Source organism: Nocardia sp. NPDC058176, from assembly GCF_042883805.1.
Taxonomy (GTDB): Bacteria; Actinomycetota; Actinomycetes; order Mycobacteriales; family Mycobacteriaceae; genus Nocardia.
In genome coordinates, this window is the sequence record NZ_JBHVVA010000001.1 from 330,922 (window position 1) to 352,537 (window position 21,616).

18 protein-coding genes are annotated in these 21,616 nt (G+C 69.4%); 15 read left to right on the plus strand and 3 right to left on the minus strand.

Going from position 1 to position 21,616, the window contains the following annotated elements; translation table 11 throughout:
* Positions 1–146: 146 nt before the first annotated feature.
* From ACFVVM_RS01530 to ACFVVM_RS01565, 8 genes are all read left to right on the plus strand, one after another.
* Positions 147–1,271, plus strand: coding sequence for a serine hydrolase domain-containing protein (locus ACFVVM_RS01530; RefSeq protein ID WP_387611842.1), 1,125 nt, complete (start codon positions 147–149; stop codon positions 1,269–1,271).
* A gap of 239 nt (positions 1,272–1,510) precedes the next feature.
* The gene (locus ACFVVM_RS01535) at positions 1,511–2,953 is read left to right on the plus strand and encodes a hypothetical protein (protein ID WP_387616701.1); all 1,443 of its coding nucleotides are present in this window, start codon (positions 1,511–1,513) and stop codon (positions 2,951–2,953) included.
* A 315-nt stretch (positions 2,954–3,268) separates the two neighbouring features.
* The gene (locus ACFVVM_RS01540; RefSeq protein WP_387611845.1) at positions 3,269–4,501 is read left to right on the plus strand and encodes an AAA family ATPase; all 1,233 of its coding nucleotides are present in this window, start codon (positions 3,269–3,271) and stop codon (positions 4,499–4,501) included.
* Positions 4,498–5,721 carry a VWA-like domain-containing protein gene (locus ACFVVM_RS01545; RefSeq protein WP_387611847.1) on the plus strand — a complete coding sequence of 408 codons (1,224 nt, stop codon included), beginning with the start codon at positions 4,498–4,500 and terminating at the stop codon, positions 5,719–5,721. Before ACFVVM_RS01540 ends, ACFVVM_RS01545 begins: the two co-directional genes overlap by 4 nt.
* A 223-nt stretch (positions 5,722–5,944) precedes the next feature.
* Positions 5,945–8,173, plus strand: a complete 2,229-nt coding sequence (locus ACFVVM_RS01550) for a SulP family inorganic anion transporter (protein WP_387611850.1) — start codon at positions 5,945–5,947, stop codon at positions 8,171–8,173.
* A 202-nt stretch (positions 8,174–8,375) separates the two neighbouring features.
* The gene (locus ACFVVM_RS01555) at positions 8,376–10,565 is read left to right on the plus strand and encodes a SulP family inorganic anion transporter (protein WP_387611853.1); all 2,190 of its coding nucleotides are present in this window, start codon (positions 8,376–8,378) and stop codon (positions 10,563–10,565) included.
* Positions 10,566–10,609: 44 nt separating this feature from the next.
* Complete coding sequence (locus tag ACFVVM_RS01560) at positions 10,610–11,095, plus strand: TIGR02611 family protein (RefSeq protein ID WP_387611856.1); 486 nt, start codon at positions 10,610–10,612, stop codon at positions 11,093–11,095.
* On the plus strand, positions 11,092–11,763 hold the full coding sequence (locus ACFVVM_RS01565; protein ID WP_387611859.1) for a (2Fe-2S)-binding protein: 672 nt from the start codon (positions 11,092–11,094) through the stop codon (positions 11,761–11,763). The genes ACFVVM_RS01560 and ACFVVM_RS01565 overlap by 4 nt, the downstream gene beginning before the upstream one ends.
* Positions 11,764–11,852: 89 nt before the next feature.
* On the opposite strand, the gene ACFVVM_RS01570 is transcribed toward ACFVVM_RS01565, so the two are convergent.
* From ACFVVM_RS01570 to ACFVVM_RS01580, 3 genes are read right to left on the minus strand one after another with little or no spacing between them, the layout of a single operon-like run.
* On the minus strand, positions 11,853–12,545 hold the full coding sequence (locus ACFVVM_RS01570) for an ABC transporter permease (RefSeq protein WP_387611862.1): 693 nt from the start codon (positions 12,543–12,545) through the stop codon (positions 11,853–11,855).
* Entirely contained in the window at positions 12,545–13,462 is a 918-nt protein-coding gene (locus ACFVVM_RS01575; protein ID WP_387611865.1) for an ABC transporter ATP-binding protein, read from the minus strand. The genes ACFVVM_RS01570 and ACFVVM_RS01575 overlap by 1 nt, the downstream gene beginning before the upstream one ends.
* Positions 13,459–13,821: a GntR family transcriptional regulator gene (locus tag ACFVVM_RS01580; RefSeq protein ID WP_387611868.1), complete on the minus strand. Its 363-nt coding sequence runs from the start codon at positions 13,819–13,821 to the stop codon at positions 13,459–13,461. The genes ACFVVM_RS01575 and ACFVVM_RS01580 overlap by 4 nt, the downstream gene beginning before the upstream one ends.
* 221 nt (positions 13,822–14,042) lie before the next feature.
* On the opposite strand from ACFVVM_RS01580, the gene thrS reads away from it, so the two are divergent.
* The 7 genes from thrS to pdxS all read left to right on the plus strand — a co-directional run bounded on the left by thrS (position 14,043) and on the right by pdxS (position 21,513).
* Entirely contained in the window at positions 14,043–16,103 is a 2,061-nt protein-coding gene (gene thrS / locus ACFVVM_RS01585; RefSeq protein ID WP_387611871.1) for a threonine--tRNA ligase, read from the plus strand.
* Positions 16,100–16,660: an HIT family protein gene (locus ACFVVM_RS01590; RefSeq protein ID WP_387611874.1), complete on the plus strand. Its 561-nt coding sequence runs from the start codon at positions 16,100–16,102 to the stop codon at positions 16,658–16,660. The genes thrS and ACFVVM_RS01590 overlap by 4 nt, the downstream gene beginning before the upstream one ends.
* A 4-nt stretch (positions 16,661–16,664) precedes the next feature.
* The gene (gene pgsA / locus ACFVVM_RS01595; protein WP_387611877.1) at positions 16,665–17,351 is read left to right on the plus strand and encodes a phosphatidylinositol phosphate synthase; all 687 of its coding nucleotides are present in this window, start codon (positions 16,665–16,667) and stop codon (positions 17,349–17,351) included.
* The gene (locus ACFVVM_RS01600) at positions 17,348–18,271 is read left to right on the plus strand and encodes a phosphatidylinositol mannoside acyltransferase (RefSeq protein ID WP_387611880.1); all 924 of its coding nucleotides are present in this window, start codon (positions 17,348–17,350) and stop codon (positions 18,269–18,271) included. Before pgsA ends, ACFVVM_RS01600 begins: the two co-directional genes overlap by 4 nt.
* Entirely contained in the window at positions 18,268–19,392 is a 1,125-nt protein-coding gene (locus ACFVVM_RS01605) for a glycosyltransferase family 4 protein (RefSeq protein WP_387611883.1), read from the plus strand. Before ACFVVM_RS01600 ends, ACFVVM_RS01605 begins: the two co-directional genes overlap by 4 nt.
* Positions 19,392–20,438 carry an NUDIX domain-containing protein gene (locus ACFVVM_RS01610; protein ID WP_387616703.1) on the plus strand — a complete coding sequence of 349 codons (1,047 nt, stop codon included), beginning with the start codon at positions 19,392–19,394 and terminating at the stop codon, positions 20,436–20,438. Before ACFVVM_RS01605 ends, ACFVVM_RS01610 begins: the two co-directional genes overlap by 1 nt.
* A 154-nt stretch (positions 20,439–20,592) precedes the next feature.
* Positions 20,593–21,513, plus strand: a complete 921-nt coding sequence (pdxS, locus tag ACFVVM_RS01615) for a pyridoxal 5'-phosphate synthase lyase subunit PdxS (RefSeq protein WP_387611886.1) — start codon at positions 20,593–20,595, stop codon at positions 21,511–21,513.
* The last annotated feature ends 103 nt before the right edge of the window (positions 21,514–21,616 follow it).

Consider the following 21,616-nt stretch of genomic DNA (forward strand, 5'->3'; position numbering starts at 1 on the left):
TACTCGCGGCGGCGTGCCGCGATATACGAGTGTCGGTGCGGAGCCGGCGCCCAAGGCTGTTCGCGGTGCGGGAGGACACAGCCTCACTGTGGGCGCGGGTGTGCGGTTTCATGTTGGTGGCGAACGACTTTCCTACCATGGAGGGCATGCGTCGCCTATCGCTGGTTCTAGCTGTCGTCCTTGTCCCGCTCGTCGGATGCTCGACAGCATCCGGACCCGATTCCGGGACCGGGGTGACGGAACAGCGGCGAGTGTCGGTGCAGGCCGATGTCGACGAGTTGGTGGCGGCGGGGGTGACCGGGGTGCTGGCGACGGTGACTGAGAACGGGGCGACGATCACCCTGGCCGGTGGTCTAGCCGACATGGCGGCGGGGACGCCGATGCCGACCGAACCCGTGCAGCATGTGCGGGTCGGCAGTGTGACGAAGCCGTTCGTGAGCGCGGTGGTGCTTCAGCTGGTGGCCGAGGGGAAGGTCGATCTCGACACCCCGGTGGAGACGTATCTGCCGGGTCTGCTGCGCGGTGCCGGCATCGATGGCGCCGCCATCACGGTGCGCCAGGTGCTCCGGCACCAGAGTGGGCTGCCGAACTACACCGACGCCGAGGGCTTCGAGGAGTTCCAGGCGGCTGCTACGGAACGGTCCGTCACGCCGCAGGAGATCGTCGCCTTCGCGTTGCGCGCGCCCGCTGACTTCGCGCCCGGCGCCGAACTGCGGTACAGCAATACGAATTACATCGTGGCCGGGATGCTGGTCGAGAAGGTCACGGGCGCAGCGTTTCCCAATGAACTGAACCGGCGGATCCTCGAGCCGCTGAAGCTGACCGGAACCTATCTGCCCGCATCCGGTGACCAGGAGATCCGGGATCCGCACCCGCGCGGCTACGGCGAGGTCGACGGGGTCGTCACCGATGTGTCCCGGCTGGAGCCTTCGGTGCCGTGGACGGCGGGCGCGCTGATCGCCACCGGTGCCGACCTCAACCGGTTCTTCCTGGCGCTGCTCGCTGGCGAGGTGGTCGCGCCCGCCGAACTCGCGCTCATGCGGGAGGGTCTGCCGATGGGCTCCGAGGCCGGGTCGGACTACGGGCTCGGCCTGATGCGGACGACGCTGCCGTGCGGTGTCGACTACTTCGGGCACAACGGCGGCATCGACGGCTTCTTCACCATCGCGGGCGCCACCGAGGACGGACGTGCACTCACCCTCGTACTGACCAAGTCACCCGACCGGGAAACCGATGTCGTCGGCGTGCTGGAGCGCGCCCTGTGCCCTTGACCTCGGCTCCGAGGGCATCGTCGGGCGGGGGCGCTTGTCGGGTGGTTCGGCGTTGTGCATACTGGGCCCATGACTTCCAGTCGAAAGGGCGTTGAACGCCCGGGCCGTTGAGCCCCATGCCGGTCATCGCACCGGCTTCCTTCCCGCTCGATCGAGCGGACATTTCGCAGGATCCGCCGTGGGATTATTCCCGGCTCGCCTTCTGGGTGCGCGTGCGTGAATTCGCCGTGCCACCCGCCATGATCGAAGCCGCGACCGCGCGGCGGCGGGTCGCTGATTGGGCCGGGGCGTGTGCCGCCGCGCACGTCGATGTCGAGTTCGACCTTCGGGCGCTGGCACGGACCCGTGGCCGGGAACTCGCTGCCCGAATACGCGCCGACCTGCGTCATCTGGCACCGGACCTGTTGCGCTGGCATCTGCCCCGCGTCGCGCCCGACGGATTGCTCCGGCCCGGGTTGACGATGGCATTGGCGCGCTACGGTGATGACGGAACGCGCAGTGGCGAGACAGGTTTCGTGTATCTGGTGGTCCGCACCCCGCCTGCCTGGGCCGATGCCGGTCAGCGGATCAGCCTCGCGCTGTGGGACGGGTCCGGTACGACGGCGCACCCACATCCCCGGCCCGACCGGCGATTCCGGTTGGACCTGCACCGCCATCTGTGGGACGCGCGCAGCACGGCCGAGCTGGGAGCGCGCTCCGGGATCGGGGAACCCGAGGTACGCACCGCTGACCAATGGCAGATGCGCGCCGGGGGTGAGGTGGAACGGGAAGCGCGCAACGCAGGCGGCGGGCATCGTGCCGGTGATCGGCAGATCTGTTCCAGTGCGACGGAATTCGGCGCGGCCCTGGCATCGCGAGGTTGCGCCGTGGACCGGTGGGCGGCCGAAGCGGCGATTCTGCTGCGGGCCGAGCGATTACGAGCTGGGGAACTCACCGATCCGGTACCGCGCGGCTTGATTCTCGTCCGGTACGGCGCACGGCGGCGGGTGGTCCTGGACGTGGGCGAGCCCGCGGTGTCGCCGAGCGGGATCGACGACGAGCCGGTGGTGCGGATCGCCCGGAACAACTCGCGCGGTGCACTCTCCGCGCTGCCGGTCCTGCCCGATGCCGCGACCTGGGTGCTCCCCGATCTGATGCTGCTCCGAGCCGGCGCGATCACCGCGGATCGGCTCCATCCCCTGGTCGCCGCAGCACTCGGCCCGGGCTGGTCGCCTACTGTCGCACCCGGGAGCTCCACGGACGCGGGCGGTCCGCGGATCGTGGAATGCCGAGGGGCCCGGCATCGGATCGGCTTCGTGAACGGGGTGCTCACCGCCCTGGACCACGATCCGGCCGAAATTCGGCGGGAGGAACTGCTGGTCGCGCTGACCGGCACTCCATTGCCCTGCTTGCAGGTCATCGACCAGGTGCATCGTCATCCGGACCGCCTCGCCGGTATCCGCGAACGCCTGGACCACGGCGACACCGATGGTGCGCTGGCCGTCGTCGAAGGGCTGCTCGGCCCGGGCGCGCGGTTGCGGGACGGTCCGCTCCGGGACGAACTGGAGTCCGCCGTCCGACGGCGGATCACCTACGGGCTGTTCCGCGCCGGACTGCCCGCACCCGGTCACGGCCTCGACCGGTCGCCCCCGCGTCCGCGCAGCGAGCGCGCGAGACATCCACGCCACACGAAGTCATCCTGACCCGCTGTCTTCGGCAACCCAGGCACAAGCCCGGCCCGTCTCGGCCCGGCCCGGCCGTCACGAATCCGCCGCTGACACCGACTGATGGCTGACGGCAGCCCGACTGGTGCCAGCTCCGACCGGTGGCTGACGACAGCCCGACGCCGACCCGACTGGTGCTGACGCAGACCAGTTCCCAGCGGTCGAACCCGCTGACAGCGTCGTCACACCCTGCGGGCCGTGCTGAGTCGCCCGCGTCGATCCGCTGGCCTCCGTGCGATGTCGGCGAAGAGCACCGCTTACCTCCAATTCCCCTCTACCCAAAGGTGATTCCCCATGACTACTTCTTGCCCTCCGCTCCCGGTCCTCGACTCCCAGCTCGACGTCGCCGGTGACCTGCTTGCTCTGCTCGGCGAAGTCTCCACCGAACCCCGCCCCGACACGCGACTGGAGGCACTGACCCTGGCCGTCGCCGCCGACCTGCCGGTGCTTCTGTGGGGCGAGCCGGGCATCGGTAAGACCGCCGCGCTGACGCAGCTTGCCGAATCGCTCGATCTGCCATTGACCACGGTGATCGCGAGTGTGCATGAGCCGTCGGACTTTTCGGGTCTGCCGATCATCGGCGACGATCCGGCCGCGCAGGGTGTCCCGATGGCGCCGCCGGACTGGGCGGTGAAGCTCGCCAAGGCCGGGCGCGGTCTGCTGTTCCTCGACGAATTGTCGACCGCACCGCCTGCCGTGCAGGCCGCGCTGCTGCGCCTGGTCCTCGAACGGCAGATCGGCGCGTTGACGTTGCCGCCGGGTGTCCGGATCGTCGCGGCGGCCAACCCGCGCTCCTCGGCTGCCGATGGCTGGGAGCTGAGCCCGCCGCTGGCGAACCGGTTCGTGCACCTGCAGTGGATTCACGACCACGACGTGGTCGTCCGTGGTCTCGGCGGAACATGGCCGCGCGCGACGCTGCCCCGGCTCGATCCCGAAAAGCTGACGGAAGCAGTGGGTTTCGCTCGTCGAGCGGTGTGCACGCTGTTGGCGGCCCGGCCGAAACTGGTGCATCAGATGCCCACCACCGAAACCCGCCGGGGTGGTGCCTGGGCGTCGCCGCGCAGCTGGGAGATGACGCTGCGGCTGATCGCCTTCGCCACCGCGGCGGGTGTGAGCCGCGATGTGCTCTCGCTGCTGGTGCGCGGGACCGTGGGCGATGGGCCCGGGTTCGAACTGCTCACCAGCATCGACCGGATGGATCTGCCCGATCCGGAGGATCTGCTCGCCGATCCGGCGTCCGCCGAGCTGCCGGAGCGCGGTGACCTGCGTCAGGCCGTGCTCGACGGCGTGGTGGCGGCGGTGCGCCGGAAGGCGGACAAGTTGCGGTGGGAGGCGGCATGGGAACTGCTGGCCAAGGCGGTGGCCACCGGAGCTCCCGATCTGGTGGTCGTGCCCGCGACGACCCTGGCCGCTCTGCGCCGGGACAACTGGGAGGTCCCGGCCTCGATCGAACATCTCGCCGACATGGTGTCGGTGTCCCAGCGCGCCGAACGCGCCGCCGCCCGGGTCGTCGAGGTGCGCCGATGACCGCACAGCTCGCGGGGCTGGACTACGAGAAGCTGTATGCCGCTCGGCTGCAGGCGGTTTCGGCTCGCCCCTATCTCGCCACGGCGCTGTACGCGCTGCACATCGTCGAGTCGCGCCAGGTGCCGACGATGTCGGTGGACAAGCACTGGCGGTGCTACGTCTCGCCCGCGTTCGTGAACTACATGCCCGAGGAGGAACTCGCCTCGGTGCTGGTGCACGAGGTCTCGCATCTGCTGCGCGACCATCACGGGCGCAGTGACCGCTACGCCCACGCGCACGAACTGACCGGCCCGGGGGAGCGGCTGCGGATGAACATCGCCGCGGATGCCGAGATCAACGACGACATCTTCGGCGACGGACTGGTCTGGCCGAAGGGCGCGGTCATGCCCGCGACCCTGGGTCTGGCCGCGGGCGAGCTCATGGAGGACTACCTGGGCCAGTTCACCCTGGGGCCCCTCACTCAGGAGCTGGCCTGGCTCGACTGTGGCAGCGGCGCCGACGGCCTCGACCGCGACTGGGAACTCGGGCCCGATGGCATCGACGGACTCAGCGAACAGGAACGCGACGCGGTCCGCTTCCGGGTGGCGCAGGGCATCGTCGGCCGACCGGGAAACGCACCCCAGGGCTGGCGGCGCTGGGCGGACCGAGCCCTGCACCCGCCCCAACCCTGGCGGCAACTGCTGGGCGCGGCACTGCGCTCGGCCGTCTCGGCCCCCGGCGTCGGCGCGGACTACACCTATGGACGACCGGCCCGGCGCTCGGCGAGCCTGCCCGGGGTCGTCCTGCCGAGCCTCCGCCGGATGCCGCCCCGGGTCGCCGTCGTCATCGACACCTCGGGCTCGGTCAGCGACGCCGAACTCGGCAGTGCCCTACTGGAAGTGGGCGCCATCACCCAGGCCGTCGGCGGCCGCCGCGACCTGGTCACCGTCATCTCCTGCGACACCGCAGCCCGGATCGCCGAGCCGCTGTGCCGCGCCGAGGGCATGGCCCTGGTGGGCGGTGGCGGCACCGACCTGCGCACCGGTTTCGACAGAGCCCTGCGTACCCGCCCGGACGTCGTCGTGGCCCTGACCGACGGTCAAACACCCTGGCCGACAACGCGTCCCAACTGCCGCACCGTCGTCGGCCTGTTCCACCGGAACAGCACCTGGAGAGAGGACAATCCGGACTACGTGCCGGACCGGCCACCCGCCTGGGCGCGGGTGGTCGAGATCGGGTGAGGTAACTCGACCCGGCCGGCGCGCGAGGTCCGCCCGCGATTCATAGCGTGTGGTGCACGTCACAGTTGGATCGCGATTCGGCACGAAACTTTCCATAGGCTTGGGTAGTTCTTTACTATTGGCCAGACCCTGTGTCTTGGGTCGTTTCTCGCAGCTCAGCATCTATTGCCAGTACATGTTCGACCGATGAACCGGGCGCCTGTGGCCCCGGCGAAGGAGAATGATGGCTACCGACAATGGTCCGGGCGTGCCCGTCGCGACAGAGCGGTCCTCGCCGCACGATTTTCTGAGATCCATACTCCGGCACGATGTTCCGGCATCGATCGTGGTGTTCCTCGTCGCGCTGCCGTTGTCGATCGGGATCGCTGTGGCCTCGGGTGCGCCGGTCGCGGCGGGGTTGATCGCGGCGGTGATCGGCGGCATTGTTGCCGGGTTGCTCGGTGGCTCGGTGTTGCAGGTGAGCGGGCCGGCGGCGGGGCTCACCGTGGTCGTGGCCGAGACCATCCACCAGTTCGGTTGGCGGGCCACCTGTTTCATCGTGGCCGCGGCGGGTGTGCTGCAGATCCTGTTCGGGCTGAGCCGGATCGCGCGGGCCGCACTGGCGGTGGCGCCTGTGGTGGTGCACGCGATGCTGGCCGGGATCGGTCTCACCATCGCGCTGCAGCAGAGCCTGGTGCTGTTGGGCGGGGTGTCGAGCAGTAGGAGCCTGGCCAATCTGGCCGCGCTGCCGGAGGGGCTGCGGACCGCGCGGTGGGGCGACGTGGTGGTCGGCGGCACCGTGATGGCCATCCTGCTCGGCTGGAAGTTCGTGCCGGCGCGGATCAGGGTGGTCCCCGCCCCGCTGGTCGCGATCCTGGCCGGGGTCGGGCTGGCCTTCGTGCTGCCGACCAGCATCGAGCGAATCATGTTGAACGGCTCGCTCTTCGATGCCATGTCGCTGCCCGAGATCCCGGCGGCTCCCTGGTGGAGTGTGGCCTTCACGGTGCTCACCATCGCGCTCATCGCGAGCGTGGAGAGCCTGCTCTCGGCGGTGGCGGTCGGCCGGATGCGCGGTGGGGAACGGGCCGATTTCGACCGGGAACTCATCGGTCAGGGTTCGGCGAACGTGCTGTCGGGCTTGGCCGGTGGCCTGCCGGTGACCGGCGTGATCGTGCGCAGCGCGACGAATGTGCAGGCCGGTGCGCGCTCGCGGGCCTCGGCGGTGTTGCACGGCGTGTGGATCCTGGTGTTCTCGGTGGCGCTCGTCGGTGTGGTGGAACAGATTCCGAAGGCGGCGCTGGCCGGGCTGCTGATCGTGATCGGCATCCAGCTGGTGAAGCTCGCCCACATCAAGCGGGCACTGCGCACCGGTGATCTGCTGGTCTATGTCGTCACGGTGTCGGGGGTGGTGTTCGGCAACCTGCTCGAGGGCGTGGTGGCCGGGCTCGCGCTGGCGTTCGCCCTGCTGCTGTGGCGGGTCGCGAAGGTGACGATCACCGCCACACCGGTGCCGGGCGCCGACCGCTGGCTGGTCACCATCGACGGCTCGTGCACGTTCCTCGCGCTGCCGAAACTGTCGGCGAAGCTGGCCGAGGTGCCCGCCGGGGTGGACGTGACGGTGGAGATGACCGTCGACTTCCTCGATCACGCGGCCTGCGAGGCCATCGCGGAGTGGGCCGACCATCGCGAAAAAGAGGGCAGTACGGTCGATTTCGTCGAGATGGGGACCGCGCGGATGGCGCGCGCGGCGGCGGCGCCACCCGAGCGTGGTCAGTCGCGCAAGGTGATCGACGAGGCGATCGGGCCGTGGCGGCGCACCGGCGGCGTCGACCCGATCGCGGCGGGCATCGCGGCCTATCACCGCGGGCACGCGCACCTGCTGCGCCCGCACCTGCACGGGCTGCGCGACCGGCCCGACGCGGGCACCTTCTTCCTCACCTGCGCCGATGCCAGGATCGTGCCCAATGTCATCACCAACAGCGGTCCCGGCGACCTGTTCACCGTTCGCAATGTGGGCAATCTCGTGCCGGTGGGCGGCAGCGACGTCTCGGTGGAGGCGGCGCTGATCTACGCCCTCGACAAGCTCGACGTGCGCTCGGTGGTGGTGTGCGGGCACAGTGGCTGCGGTGCGATGGAGGCACTGTACGGGCAGGTGCAGGCCGGTCCCGGGCTCGACGACTGGCTCGCGCACGCCCAGCCGACGCTGGCGGCGTTCCATCGCGGCCATCCGGTCGCCGAGGCGGCCCGGCTGGCCGGTTTCGGTCCGGTCGATCAGCTGGGCATGGTCAATGTGGCCCGGCAGGTGGAGACGCTGATCGACTATCCGGCGGTGTGTGCCGGGATGGCCGAACGCGGCGTCGCGGTGTCGGGATTGTTCTTCGATCTGGCCACCGCGCGGGTGATCGAGGTCACCGCCGACGGCATCGGCGAGGTCGACGACGTGCACGGCCGGATCGCCGCCGAGCCGGTCTGAGTAAACCTCGTTGTGGGCCAACCCACAGCGAGGCGGCGCTTATGGCGACACCCACTCTTTCTGCGGCACACTGGTTTTGCCAAATCTTTACCAATAGGTTGGTTCGCATCCCCGCCCGGTTCGCCGTTGCACCGGGGTCCTTTGCTTCACCGTGAGAAGCCGGTTCGCGGCTGGGTCCGCGCCGAGTCGGCGAAGGAGAGTCATGTCTGTAGAGAACGATCTCGCTCCGCCCCGTCCCCTGTGGCAGCAGACGCTGCTGCGTCACGATCTGCCCGCGTCCATCGTGGTCTTCCTGGTCGCGTTGCCGCTCTCGCTCGGCATCGCGGTCGCCTCCGGCGCTCCGGTCGCCGCCGGTCTCATCGCCGCCGTGGTCGGCGGTGTCGTCGCCGGTACGCTCGGCGGCTCGGTCCTCCAGGTCAGCGGCCCCGCGGCCGGGCTGACCGTGGTGGTGGCCGAATCCATTGCGCAATTCGGTTGGCGTGTCACCTGTTTCATCGTGGTCGCGGCCGGTGTGTTACAGATCCTGTTCGGCCTGAGCCGGATCGCGCGCTCCGCGCTGGCGGTGGCGCCGGTGGTGGTGCACGCGATGCTGGCAGGCATCGGCATCACCATCGCGCTGCAGCAGATCCATGTGCTGCTCGGCGGCTCCTCGCACAGCACCGCGCTGCGCAACCTCGCCGAACTGCCCGGTCAGCTGGTGTCGCTGCAGGGCGGTGACGCGCTGGTCGGCGCCGTGGTGATCGCGGTGATGCTCGGCTGGAAGTACGTGCCGCCGAAGCTGCGCGCGGTGCCGGGACCCCTGGTCGCGGTGCTCGCGGGCACCGTGCTGTCGCTGGTGCTGCCCGCCGGCGTCGAACGGATCGTGCTCAGCGGCTCGCTGTTCGACGCGCTGCAGCTGCCGGAACTGCCCTCGGGCGGCTGGTCGGCCGTCGCGATGATGGTGCTGACCATCGCGCTCATCGCCAGCGTGGAGAGCCTGCTCTCGGCGGTGGCCGTGGACAAGATGCACACCGGTCCGCGCACCGACTTCGACCGCGAACTCATCGGCCAGGGCTCGGCGAACGTGCTCTCGGGCCTGATCGGTGGTCTGCCGGTCACCGGCGTGATCGTGCGCAGTGCCACCAATGTGCAGGCGGGTGCCCGTACTCGCGCCTCGGCGGTCATGCACGGCTGCTGGATCCTGCTGTTCTCGGTCGCGCTGGTCGGCCTGGTCGAACAGATCCCGACGGCGGCGCTGGCCGGGCTGCTGATCGTGATCGGTATCCAGCTGGTGAAACTGGCCCACATCCGGCTGGCCCGGCGCACCGGCGACCTGCTGGTGTACCTGGTCACGGTCTCGAGCGTGGTGTTCTTGAACCTGCTCGAAGGCGTGCTGATCGGGCTCGCGCTGGCCTTCGGGCTGCTGCTGTGGCGGGTGGTGCGCGTGCAGGTCGAGGCGTCGCCGCTGGGGCAGCGGTGGGTGGTGAGCATCGACGGTTCGTGCACCTTCCTCGCCCTGCCGCGACTGTCGGCCGAGCTGGCCAAGGTGCCCGCGGGCGCCGATGTGACGGTGGAGATGACCGTCGACTTCCTCGACCACGCCGCCTCCGAGGCGATCGAGGACTGGCAGCGGCAGCAGGAGAGCAGTGGCGGGTGCGTCGATTTCGTCGAGATCGGCAGTGCCCGGATGGCCGGCGCCGCGGCCGCGCCGCCCGCGCGCGGCTTCGGGCGACAGGTGTGGGACGAGTTCCTCGGCCCGTGGCGGCACCAGAAGTCCGGCAGTGACGCGCTGACCGCGGGCGTCGCCGCCTTCCACCGCAGCCACGCCCACGTGGTGCGTCCGCACCTGGACGAACTGCGCGACCGGCAGGATCCGGACTCGTTCTTCCTCACCTGCGCGGACTCACGAATCGTGCCCAATGTGATCACCTCCAGCGGTCCCGGTGACCTGTTCACCGTCCGCAATGTGGGCAATCTGGTGCCGACCAGCGGGGACGACTCGGTCGAGGCGGCGTTGGTGTTCGCTCTCGAACAGCTCGCGGTGCGCTCGGTGGTGGTGTGCGGGCACTCGGCCTGCGGTGCGATGAAGGCGGTCTACACCGGTGCCGACGCCGACGGCGGGCTGAGCTCCTGGCTCGAGCACGCCGCGCCCAGTCTCGAACGCTTCCACGCCGAGCATCCGGTCGCGCGGGCGGCCAGGGCGGCGGGCTTCGACGAGATCGACCAGCTGAGCATGGTGAACGTCGCAGTGCAGCTCGAGACGCTGGACCGGCATCCGGCGGTGCGCCGCGCGGTGGCCGAGCGCGGGCTGGCGGTGTCGGGGCTGTTCTTCGACATCGCGGGCGCGCGGGTGATCGAGGTGACCGTCGACGGTGTGCGAACCATCGACGACGAGGTCGCCGTCACAGTGTGATCGGGCGGCGGGCGACCCGTGCGGTCGGCTCGTAGGCTGGAAAGATGATCAGCGAGCCGACCGCCGACGCCGTCCGCGCCGACACCGGGGATCCGGCGGATTCCCCCGGATCCCCGTCTCGTTGGACGGCGCTCAAAGAGCGCGGGCGCGCCTTCCGGGCAGGCATCTCGCGCCGCCCTACCCTGAACTTCGGCTATCGCATCATCGTCGGCGTGGTCGGTGGTGTGGTGCTGCTGGTCGGGATCATCACGATCCCGTACCCGGGACCCGGCTGGGCACTCGTGTTCGCCGGGTTCGGCATCCTGGCCACCGAATTCGTCTGGGCCCACCACACTCTCACCTGGGTGCGCGGCAAGTACCGGATCGTCATGGACTGGTACACCTCGCGCGGCTGGGGGATCAGGGTGCTGGGCGCGATGGCCACCTTCGCCCTCGTCGTGGCGACGTTGTGGCTGCTCGGTACCTATTCCATGGTGGCAGGCTGGATCGGAGTCGATTGGTCGTGGTTGCGCAGTCCCCTGATGTCGTGAGCAGCGTTCCCGGGCACCGGCTCACCGACCCCGCGTGGGTGTCGGCCCGGATCGGTGAGATGGGGCGGTCCTGGGGGACCGAGACCCCACGGGTGGCGGGCACTCTGTGGTGGTGCATGGTCGCCTCGAGCCTGGTCGACCAGATCACGCGGGCCTACGCGGCGGGTTCCCCGGCGCCGATCGCCGCGCTCGATGATTTCGACTGCGAGGTCCGCCCTGACGGCGGTGTCGATCACACGGAGTTCCGGCGGGTGGCGGTCGACGACACCGGACGCGCGGTGCGCTCGGATGTGGGCGGAGTGCGCGGCGCCGACGCCGACGAGGCGGTCGCGGCCGCCTTGCGTGAGACGCTGACCGCGGTGATCGCCCAGGTCGCGGCGGTCTCGGGCGCGGGGGCACCGTCGCTGTGGGCGGTCGTCGCCGATGCCATCGGCAACCGGGCACTCGACGCCGGCGCGCCCGAGGCGGCGACCAGGCTGGCCGCCGACCTCGGCACCCGGCTGCCCACCCCGCGGTTCGTCACAGTGAGTGGGCGCGCCTTCGTCAAGCGCGCCTCCTGCTGCCTGGTCTACGAGGTCGCGGGGTGCCAGATGTGCACGAGCTGCCCGAAACGTCCGCCGGCCGAGCGTGCCGCGCTGCTGGCGGACGCGGCCCGCGCCCGGTCTTGAATCCCGGGTAGCGAGCCCACCGGCGCGACACCACTTCCACAACCGAACACACGATGGCCCGGTACCGCGCGGTACCGGGCCGTGTCGTGTCAGGCGGTCGCGCGACGCATCACCCGCCAGGTGCCGAGCAGGCAGGTCAGCGCGATCGCGGCGGGCAACACCACCATCGGCACGACCCGCGGTGTGTTGACGAACCAGCGGTCGACCTCGGGCCACCACTCCTGCCAGGTGATCACGATGGCCGCGATACCGGCGGTCAGCAGGACCGTGGCGGCCAGGGTGTTGAACCCGATCACCCGCCAGCGCTGATAGACCGCGCCGATCAGCATGCCCGCCCCGGCGACCAGCGCGACGATCGCCAGATTGGTTCCGAACTGGAGCAGCCAGCTCGAGGTGAAATAGCCGGGAACACCGAACATCACCAGACCCACACCCCAGCCACCGGTGGCGTCTTCGATCATCGCCAGGACGGTCAGCAGGGTGCCGAACCCGACCACCTGGGCGGCGGCCACCAGCAGCGTCGCGACGTAATAGTCGCGGCGCGTGACACTCATCCCCAGCGCGAACGGGAACGTCTGCGTCATCGAGCCGAGATAGAACGCCAGGGTCAGGCCGAGCAGGGCCGAGACGCTGCCGGTGAAGTTCGATTCGTCGGTGTCGACCAGGTAGAAGATCACCCACGGGATCGCGAAGGCCAGGGCCAGGATGCCCAGCGGCCAGGCGATCAGCATCGGCCAGGCGACGGCGTGGATGCGGGCTACCGACAGTGCGCGGGCGATCATCACGCGTCCTTTCGTTCCAGATTCGTGGTTTCGACGATGAGCTGCTGCAGCGACACCGGTTCGATCGTCAGGCCGAGCGATTTCGCGTGCGCGATGTCCTCGGTGGCATTCGCGGTGCGCGCGGTGACCCTGACCTGATTGCCCAGGCTCTCGCGGCGCAGTTCGGGCCGTGCGCCGAGGAACAGGTCGACGTCGGTGGCGGACCCGGCCACTGTCAGCGCCGAATCGCGCAGCTCGTCGGCGCTCGCGTCGACGATGAGGCGCCCGCGATCGATCAGCAGGACGTGTTCGAGCAGGTCGGCCACCTCGTCGATCAGGTGGGTCGACAGGATGACGGTGCGTGGGTGCTCGGCGTAATCGGCCAGCAGCCGGTCGTAGAACAGTTGCCGGGCAACGGCATCCAGACCCAGGTAGGGCTCGTCGAAGAAGGTCAGCGGTGCCCGCGAGGCCAGCCCGACGACGACACCGAGCGCGGAGGTCATGCCGCGGGAGAGCTTCTTGACCTTGCGGTCGACGGGAAGATCGAAGTCGCGCACCAGTTCCCGGGCGAAGTCCTCGTCCCAGTCGCGCAGCAGATGCCGTGCCGCGGCGAGCACGTGCTCGACCTTGTATTCGGCCGGATACGCCTGGCTCTCCTTGATGAACGAGATGCCGCGCAGGACCTCGGTGTTCTCGTGCGGAACCTGCCCGAAGACCCGCACCTCACCGCTGGTCTGGAACATCTGGCCGGTCAGCGTCTGCATCAGCGTGGTCTTGCCCGCGCCGTTGCGGCCCAGCAGACCGTAGATGGTGTCGGCCCGCAGGTCGACGGTGATGTCGTCGAGTGCGGTGACCGACCCGAAGCGGGTGGTCAATCCCCGGGTCGACACCACGATCTCGGTGTCTCGCACGGTCGGATCGATGATCGCGGCGCTCATCGCGCCCCCTCTCGCTTGTCCAGCATGATCTTCAGTTCGTCGACGCCGATCCCGAGCTTGTCCGCTTCGGCGATCAGGGGATCGATGTACTGCACGGCGAAGCGTTCCCGCCGGCGCTGCCGCAACACGGTCCGGGCGCCGAGCGTGACGAACATGCCGATCCCTCGTTTCTTGTAGAGAATCCCGTCGGCCGCCAGCTGGTTGAGCCCCTTCGCCGCGGTCGCCGGGTTGATCCGATGGAAGGTGGCGAGCTCGTTCGACGACGGTGCCTGCGCCTCTTCCGGCAGTGATCCGTCGATGATCGAGTTCTCGATCATCTCCGCGACCTGCAGGAAGAGCGGCTTGCCGTCCTCGAGCATCGTCAACCTCCCCGGTTGGATGGTTCGTTAGTCATGTAATGAACCATAGCGGCAGGGAACCTCGGTGGCAACAGGTGCGAGTGGCATCGTCGCCGCTGATCAACACGCGGTCCGAGGTCATCGACACCGCCGGACGGCCCGCCCGATAGCATGGGCGGCGCAGGAGGAGACCCTGCGTACCCGCCGGAACGACCCGGCACGATGTCAAGGAGAGCATTCCCGTGACCACCTCTGCACCCATCAGTCCTGTCGCCCTCGTCCGGGTGTCGGCCGGGACTACCGCCGGTGCCGCGGTACGGGAAGCGGGCCTGCCGACAAAGGGGCCGGACACGATCGTGGTCGTCCGTGATGCCGAGGGCGCGCTCAAGGACCTGTCCTGGACCCCCGAGGTCGACGTCGAGGTCGAGCCGGTCGCCGCGAACACCGAGGACGGCCGCAGCGTGATCCGGCACTCGGCCGCGCACGTGCTGGCCCAGGCGGTGCAGCAGGAGTTCCCCGAGGCCAAGCTGGGCATCGGCCCGCCGATCAAGGACGGCTTCTACTACGACTTCCAGGTCGAGCGCCCCTTCACCCCGGAGGATCTGGCCAAGCTCGAGTCCAGGATGAAGAAGATCGTCAAAGGCGCGCAACGCTTTTCGCGGCGCGTCATCGAGGTCGAGGACGCCCGCGTCGAACTGGCCAAGGAGCCGTTCAAGCTCGAGCTGATCAGCGACAAGTCCGGCATCGACGATCCCGAGATCATGGAGGTCGGCGGCAACGAGCTGACCATCTACGACAACCTCGATCCCCGCACCGGCGAGAAGATCTGGGGCGACCTGTGTCGCGGCCCGCACATCCCCACCACCAAGTTCGTCCCCGCGTTCAAGCTCACCCGCTCCTCGGCCGCTTACTGGCGCGGTGACCAGGACCGCGAGGATCTGCAGCGCATCTACGGCACCGCCTGGGAATCGACCGAGGCGATGGAGGAGTACCTGCACCTGCTGGCCGAGGCCGAGCGCCGCGACCACCGCAAGCTGGGCCTCGAGCTGGACCTGTTCTCCTTCCCCGACGAGCTCGGCTCCGGCCTGCCGGTGTTCCACCCCAAGGGCGGCATCATCCGCAAGGAGATGGAGGAGTACTCGCGCCAGCGCCACATCGCCGCGGGCTACGAGTTCGTCAACACCCCGCACATCACCAAGGGCGCGCTGTTCGAGACCTCCGGGCACCTGGACTGGTACCGCGACGGCATGTTCCCGGCCATGCACCTCGACGCCGAACTCAACGAGGACGGCACCGTGCGCAAGCCGGGCCAGGACTACTACGTCAAGCCGATGAACTGCCCGATGCACAACCTGATCTTCCGCGCGCGCGGCCGCTCCTACCGCGAGCTGCCGCTGCGGCTGTTCGAGTTCGGCTCGGTGTACCGCTACGAGAAGTCCGGCGTGATCCACGGCCTGACCCGCGTGCGCGGCATGACCCAGGACGACGCGCACATCTACTGCACCAAGGAGCAGATGCACGCGGAGCTCACCAGCACGCTGAACTTCGTGCTCTCGCTGCTCAAGGACTACGGCCTCGACGACTTCTACCTCGAGCTGTCCACCAAGGACCCGAAGAAGTTCGTCGGCTCCGACGAGCTGTGGGAAGAGGCCACCGAGACCCTGTCCAAGGTGGCCTTGGCCTCGGGCCTGGACCTGGTGCCCGATCCGGGTGGCGCCGCGTTCTACGGTCCGAAGATCTCCGTGCAGGCCAAGGACGCGCTGGGCCGCACCTGGCAGATGTCGACCATCCAGCTCGACTTCAACCTGCCCGAGCGCTTCGACCTGGAATACACCTCCTCCGACGGCACCAAGCAGCAGCCGGTGATGATCCACCGCGCGCTGTTCGGCTCCATCGAGCGCTTCTTCGGCGTGCTCACCGAGCACTACGCCGGCGCGTTCCCGGCCTGGCTCTCGCCGGTGCAGGTGGTCGGCATCCCGGTGGCGGAAAACTTTGCCCCGCACCTGGATTCGGTGATCGAGCAGCTGCAGGACGCGGGGGTGCGGGCCCAGGTGGACCGCAGCGACGACCGGATGCAGAAGAAGATCTTCAACCAGACCGCGCAGAAGGTGCCGTTCATGTTGCTGGCGGGTGCCCGCGATGTGGAGGCGGGCGCGGTGAGCTTCCGGTTCCGCGACGGCACCCAGGTCAACGGGGTGCCGGTCGCCGACGCGGTGGCCACCATCGTGCGCTGGATCGGCAATCGGGAGAATGCCTCGCCCACCGCCGAAGGCTTCGAGATCGACCAGGCGCCGACGTCATGAGCGAGTCCATCGCCTCGGAGGCGTCGGCGGGTTCGATCGTCGACGCCGGGGCGGGCCATCCGGACCGGCTGCAGCGGCTGTGGACGCCCTACCGGATGTCCTACATCACCGGCGAGGTCAAGCCCAAGGACGCCACCGGGCATCCGTTCACCGACATCCCGAAGATGTCGGACGAGGACGGGTTGATCATCGCGCGCGGCGAGAACGTCTACGCCGTGCTCAACTTGTACCCGTACAACCCAGGGCACATGATGGTGGTGCCGTACCGTCGGGTAGCCGACCTGGAGGACCTCACGACCGCCGAGAGCGCGGAACTGATGGCCTTCACCCAGCAGGCCATTCGCGTGATGAAACGGGTCTCACGACCCGCCGGATTCAACGTGGGGCTCAATCTCGGTGGGGTGGCCGGTGGTTCGCTGGCCGACCATCTGCACCAGCACATCGTGCCGCGCTGGGGCGGGGATGCGAACTTCATCACCGTGGTCGGCGGGGTGAAGGTGATGCCACAGTTGCTGCGTGAGACGCGGCAGCTGCTGGCGGAGGCGTGGGAGGAATAAGTACGTGCTCAGCTTCTTCGGCCGCGAGACGTTTGCGAAAGCGACTGCGCCGCTGGGCAAGGCGCTCGTCGGTACCGGGCTCACCCCGGACGCGATGACCCTGATCGGCACCGCCGCGACGATCACCGCGGCGGTGACCCTGTTCCCCACCGGACACCTGTTCTGGGGCACGATGGTCATCTGGCTGTTCGTCATGTTCGACATGCTCGACGGCGCGATGGCCCGGGCCCGCGGCGGCGGCACGAAGTACGGCGCGGTCCTCGACGCCACCTGCGACCGGGTGGCCGACGGCGCGATCTTCGCCGGGCTGGCCTGGTGGGCGGTCTACCACGAGAACAGCAAGCAGCTGCTGGCCGCGACGCTGATCGTGCTGGTCACCTCGCAGGTGATCTCGTACGCCAAGGCGCGCGCCGAGGCGAGCGGGCTGTCCGCCGACGGCGGCTTGATCGAACGGCCCGACCGCCTCGTGATCGTGCTGGTCGGCGCCGGGCTCACCGGCATCGGCGGGCACTGGGGGATCGAGTGGCTCACCTACGCGGTGTACGTGGCCATGTGGGTACTGGCGGTGCTGAGCATCGTCACGGTGTTCCAGCGGGTGCTGGCCGTGCGCCGCTCGCCCGGTGCGCGCCTGGTGATCCCGCCCGCACCGCAGCAGCAGGAACAGGACGCGACAGGGGGAGCGGCGTCGTGACGCTGAGCGATCGGTTGAGCGACTGGGGGTACGCCGCGGGCTGGCGGCTGGTGCGTTCGGCACCGGAACCGCTGGTTCGCAAGGTGTTCGACCTGGGGGCCGACCGGGCCGTCAAGGGTGGAGGGCCGGTGCAGCTGCGCCGCAATCTCGCGCGTGTGCTCGGCGTCGGTCCCGACGAGGTGCCCGATGACCTGATGCGTGCCAGCATGCGCTCCTACGCCAGGTACTGGCGGGAGGCGTTCCGGCTGCCGAGCATGGATCACAGCACCATCGACTACCACGTCGGCGGACTGGAGCACCTCGACGCGGCACTCGAGGACGGCCGCGGCGTCATCCTGGTGCTGCCGCACTCCGGCAACTGGGACATGGCCGGTGTGTGGCTGGTGCAGCACTACGACAACTTCACCACGGTGGCCGAACGGCTGAAGCCGGAGTCGCTGTTCGAACGGTTCGTCGCCTACCGGGAGAGCCTCGGCTTCGAGGTGTTCCCGCTGACCGGTGGCGAACAGCCGCCGTTCGAGGCACTCGCCGAGCGGCTGCGCCAGAATCGGATCGTCTGCCTGATGGGTGAGCGCGACCTGACCGGCAAGGGCGTGCCCGTCGACTTCTTCGGTGAGCGCACCTGGCTGCCTGCGGGCGCGGCCAAGCTGGCCATCGAGACCGGTGCGTCGCTGCAGCCGGTGCACGCGTGGTTCACCACCGAGGCCGACGGCACCGAGGGGTGGGGCCTGAAAACCAGTGCGCCACTGGATACCTCGGGTGGTGTCGCGGCGACGACGCAGTTGCTGGCCGACCGGTTCGCGGCGAACATCGCCGAGCACCCGGCCGACTGGCACATGCTGCAACCACTCTGGGAGTCGGACCTTTCCCCGGAGCGGCTGGCGCGCATCAACGCGAACCAGAGCGGCGGCATCCGGTGAAGATCGGCATGGTCTGCCCGTACTCGTTCGACGTTCCCGGCGGTGTACAGGCCCATGTGGTCGAGCTGGCCCGGGTGTTCATCGAACGCGGGCACAAGGTGAGTGTGCTGGCCCCCGCCTCCGACGACACCCCGCTGCCGGAGTTCGTCGTCTCGGCGGGCCGGGCCGTGGCGATTCCCTACAACGGGTCGGTGGCGCGGCTGTCGTTCGGCCCGATGGCCTACACCCGGATCCGGCGCTGGATCGACAGCAACGACTTCGACGTGCTGCACATCCACGAACCCAATGCCCCGAGCCTGTCGATGCTGGCGCTCAAGATCGCCGAGGGCCCGATCGTGGCGACCTTCCACACCTCGACCACGAAGTCGTTGGTGCTGAGCACTTTTCAGGGTGTGCTGCGTCCGTATCACGAGAAGATCAGCGGCCGGATCGCGGTGTCGGAGCTGGCGCGACGCTGGCAGGTCGAGGCGCTGGGCTCGGACGCGGTGGAGATCCCCAACGGCGTCGACGTGTCCGCGTTCGCGCGCGGGGAAACCCTCGACGGGTATCCGCGCCCCGGGAAGACGGTGCTGTTCCTCGGTCGCTACGACGAACCGCGCAAGGGCATGGACGTGCTGCTCGGCGCGCTGCCCGCGCTGGTCGGCCACCATCCCGACGTGCAGATCCTGATCGTCGGACGCGGTGACGAGGAGCGGCTGCGTCGCGAGGCCGGTGCGCACGCGCGGCATCTGCGCTTCCTCGGGCAGGTCTCCGACGCGGAGAAGGCCGCCGCGCTGCGCAGTGCCGATGTCTACGTGGCGCCGAACCTGGGTGGCGAGAGCTTCGGCATCATCCTGATCGAGGCGATGGCCGCGGGCACCCCGGTGGTGGCCAGCGAGCTGGACGCCTTCCGGCGGGTCCTGCGGGACGGCACCGCGGGTCTGCTCACCCCGATCGGTGATTCCGCGGCGCTGGCGAACGCCATCGACACCGTGCTCACCGACGACGAGACCCGGGATCGGCTGGTGCGCACCGCGACCCAGGTGGTCGCCGCCTACGACTGGCCGGTGGTGGCCGAACAGATCCTGCGCGTGTACGAGACCGTCACCGTCGGCGACACCAGGGTGCGGGCCGCCGGATGATCACCTTCTCCGCGACCACCGTCCTCGTTCTCGGGCTGATCGCCCTGCTCGTGCTCGCACTCGGTGTCTGGGCGTACTCGACCGCCAACCGGCTCGACCGGCTGCACGTGCGCTCCGACCAGTCCTGGCAGGCACTCGACGCGGCACTGGCCCGGCGGGCCGTGGTGGCCCGTGCGGTGGCGATGGCCGTCGCGGGACCCGTGAGCACCGATCCGCTGCGCGCCGAGCGGGCCACCCAGCTGGCCGCGCTGGCCGATCGGGCCGAACGCGCCGATCGCGGCGACCGGGAGACGGTCGAGAACCAGCTGTCGTCCGCGCTGACCCTGGTCGACATCGAACAGTTGCGCCCGCAGCTGGTGGCCGAACTCGCCGACGCCGAGGCCAGGGTGCTGATCGCGCGACGCTTCCACAACGACGCCGTCCGCGACACCCTCGCCCTGCGCACCCGCCGTCCGGTGCGGGTCCTGCACCTGGGCGGCACCGCGCCGCTGCCGCACTACTTCGAGATCACCGAACGCGCGACGCCTGCCGCCGCCACCGGCCTCGAGGTGCACACCACCCGCACCTCGGCGCGGGTGGTCCTGCTCGACGAGCAGGATCGGGTGCTGCTGCTGCGCGGCCACGATCCGATGGTCCCCGAGGTCGCGTTCTGGTTCACCGTCGGTGGCGGGGTCGAGCCGGGGGAGAGCCTGCGCGACGCGGCGGTGCGTGAGATCCACGAGGAGACCGGGCAGCGCGTCGACCCGGCGAGCCTGCGCGGGCCGCTGTGGCGCCGCGTCGCGGTGTTCCCGTTCAACGGCGAACTCATCCGCTCCGAGGAACTGTTCTACACGCTGCGCGCGCCGAACTTCGAATGGCGTCCGGCCCAGCTCACCGCCCTGGAACGGCGCACGATCACCGACCACCGCTGGTGCGGCCCCGCCGAGATCCGCGCACTCGACGCCGCGGGCGAGGCGGTCTACCCCTACCACCTCGACGACCTGCTCGCCGAGGCCGTCACCGCCGCCACCGACGACACCGAACACGTGGTGCGCTCGATCCGTTAGCCGGCCCACCATGGCCACTCGAGCAGGCCAGCGGGGGCGGCGTCTGCATCGCCGCTGGTCGTGGCAAGGCCAGTGCACCCCAACTGGCTATGAAGACCGATTTCGCGCGGTTCTAGAATCAACGTGTCCATAACGAGCGACCTGATTGGCGCACATGACACAGGAGACAGCCGTGACTACGCCTGAGACCACCAACACCGTCGGCACCGCCCGCGTGAAGCGCGGCATGGCCGAGATGCTCAAGGGCGGCGTGATCATGGATGTGGTCACCCCCGAGCAGGCCAAGATCGCCGAGGACGCGGGCGCGGTGGCCGTGATGGCGCTCGAGCGGGTTCCGGCCGACATCCGTGCCCAGGGCGGCGTCTCCCGGATGAGCGACCCGGACATGATCGACGGCATCATCGCCGCCGTCTCCATCCCGGTGATGGCCAAGGCGCGCATCGGTCACTTCGTGGAGGCGCAGGTCCTGCAGAGCCTCGGCGTCGACTACATCGACGAGTCCGAGGTGCTGACCCCCGCCGACTACGCCAACCACATCGACAAGTGGAACTTCACCATTCCCTTCGTCTGTGGCGCCACCAACCTGGGCGAGGCCCTGCGCCGCATCACCGAGGGCGCGGCCATGATCCGCTCCAAGGGCGAGGCCGGCACCGGCGACGTGTCCAACGCGACCACCCACATGCGCACCATCCGCGGCGAGATCCGCAGGCTGACCTCGCTCTCGCCCGACGAGCTCTTCGTCGCCGCCAAGGAGTTGCAGGCCCCCTACGAGCTGGTCCGCGAGGTCGCCGAGACCGGCAAGCTCCCGGTCGTCATGTTCACCGCGGGCGGCATCGCCACCCCCGCCGACGCCGCCATGATGATGCAGCTCGGCGCCGAGGGCGTCTTCGTCGGCTCCGGCATCTTCAAGTCCGGCAACCCCGAACAGCGCGCCGCCGCCATCGTCAAGGCCACCACCTTCTACGACGACCCGGACGTGATCGCCAAGGTCTCCCGCGGCCTGGGCGAAGCCATGGTCGGCATCAACGTCGAGGACATCCCCCAGCCCCACCGCCTGGCCGAGCGCGGCTGGTGACCCGACGCCCGATCCTGTTCGGGCACTGAACAATCCGTCCGGCGGGCGTCGCGATCTGCGACGCCCGCCGGACGTTTCCATGCTGACGGAGGGGGCAGGCCAG

Bases quoted from the DNA above. Each gene is read 5' to 3' on its own strand.
- ACFVVM_RS01530 (WP_387611842.1), top strand. From the start codon at position 147: ATGCGTCGCCTATCGCTGGTTCTAGCTGTCGTCCTTGTCCCGCTCGTC.
- ACFVVM_RS01535 (WP_387616701.1), top strand. From the start codon at position 1,511: ATGATCGAAGCCGCGACCGCGCGGCGGCGGGTCGCTGATTGGGCCGGG.
- ACFVVM_RS01540 (WP_387611845.1), top strand. From the start codon at position 3,269: ATGACTACTTCTTGCCCTCCGCTCCCGGTCCTCGACTCCCAGCTCGAC.
- ACFVVM_RS01545 (WP_387611847.1), top strand. From the start codon at position 4,498: ATGACCGCACAGCTCGCGGGGCTGGACTACGAGAAGCTGTATGCCGCT.
- ACFVVM_RS01550 (WP_387611850.1), top strand. From the start codon at position 5,945: ATGGCTACCGACAATGGTCCGGGCGTGCCCGTCGCGACAGAGCGGTCC.
- ACFVVM_RS01555 (WP_387611853.1), top strand. From the start codon at position 8,376: ATGTCTGTAGAGAACGATCTCGCTCCGCCCCGTCCCCTGTGGCAGCAG.
- ACFVVM_RS01560 (WP_387611856.1), top strand. From the start codon at position 10,610: ATGATCAGCGAGCCGACCGCCGACGCCGTCCGCGCCGACACCGGGGAT.
- ACFVVM_RS01570 (WP_387611862.1), bottom strand. From the start codon at position 12,545: ATGATCGCCCGCGCACTGTCGGTAGCCCGCATCCACGCCGTCGCCTGG.
- ACFVVM_RS01575 (WP_387611865.1), bottom strand. From the start codon at position 13,462: ATGAGCGCCGCGATCATCGATCCGACCGTGCGAGACACCGAGATCGTG.
- ACFVVM_RS01580 (WP_387611868.1), bottom strand. From the start codon at position 13,821: ATGCTCGAGGACGGCAAGCCGCTCTTCCTGCAGGTCGCGGAGATGATC.
- ACFVVM_RS01590 (WP_387611874.1), top strand. From the start codon at position 16,100: ATGAGCGAGTCCATCGCCTCGGAGGCGTCGGCGGGTTCGATCGTCGAC.
- pdxS (WP_387611886.1), top strand. From the start codon at position 20,593: ATGACACAGGAGACAGCCGTGACTACGCCTGAGACCACCAACACCGTC.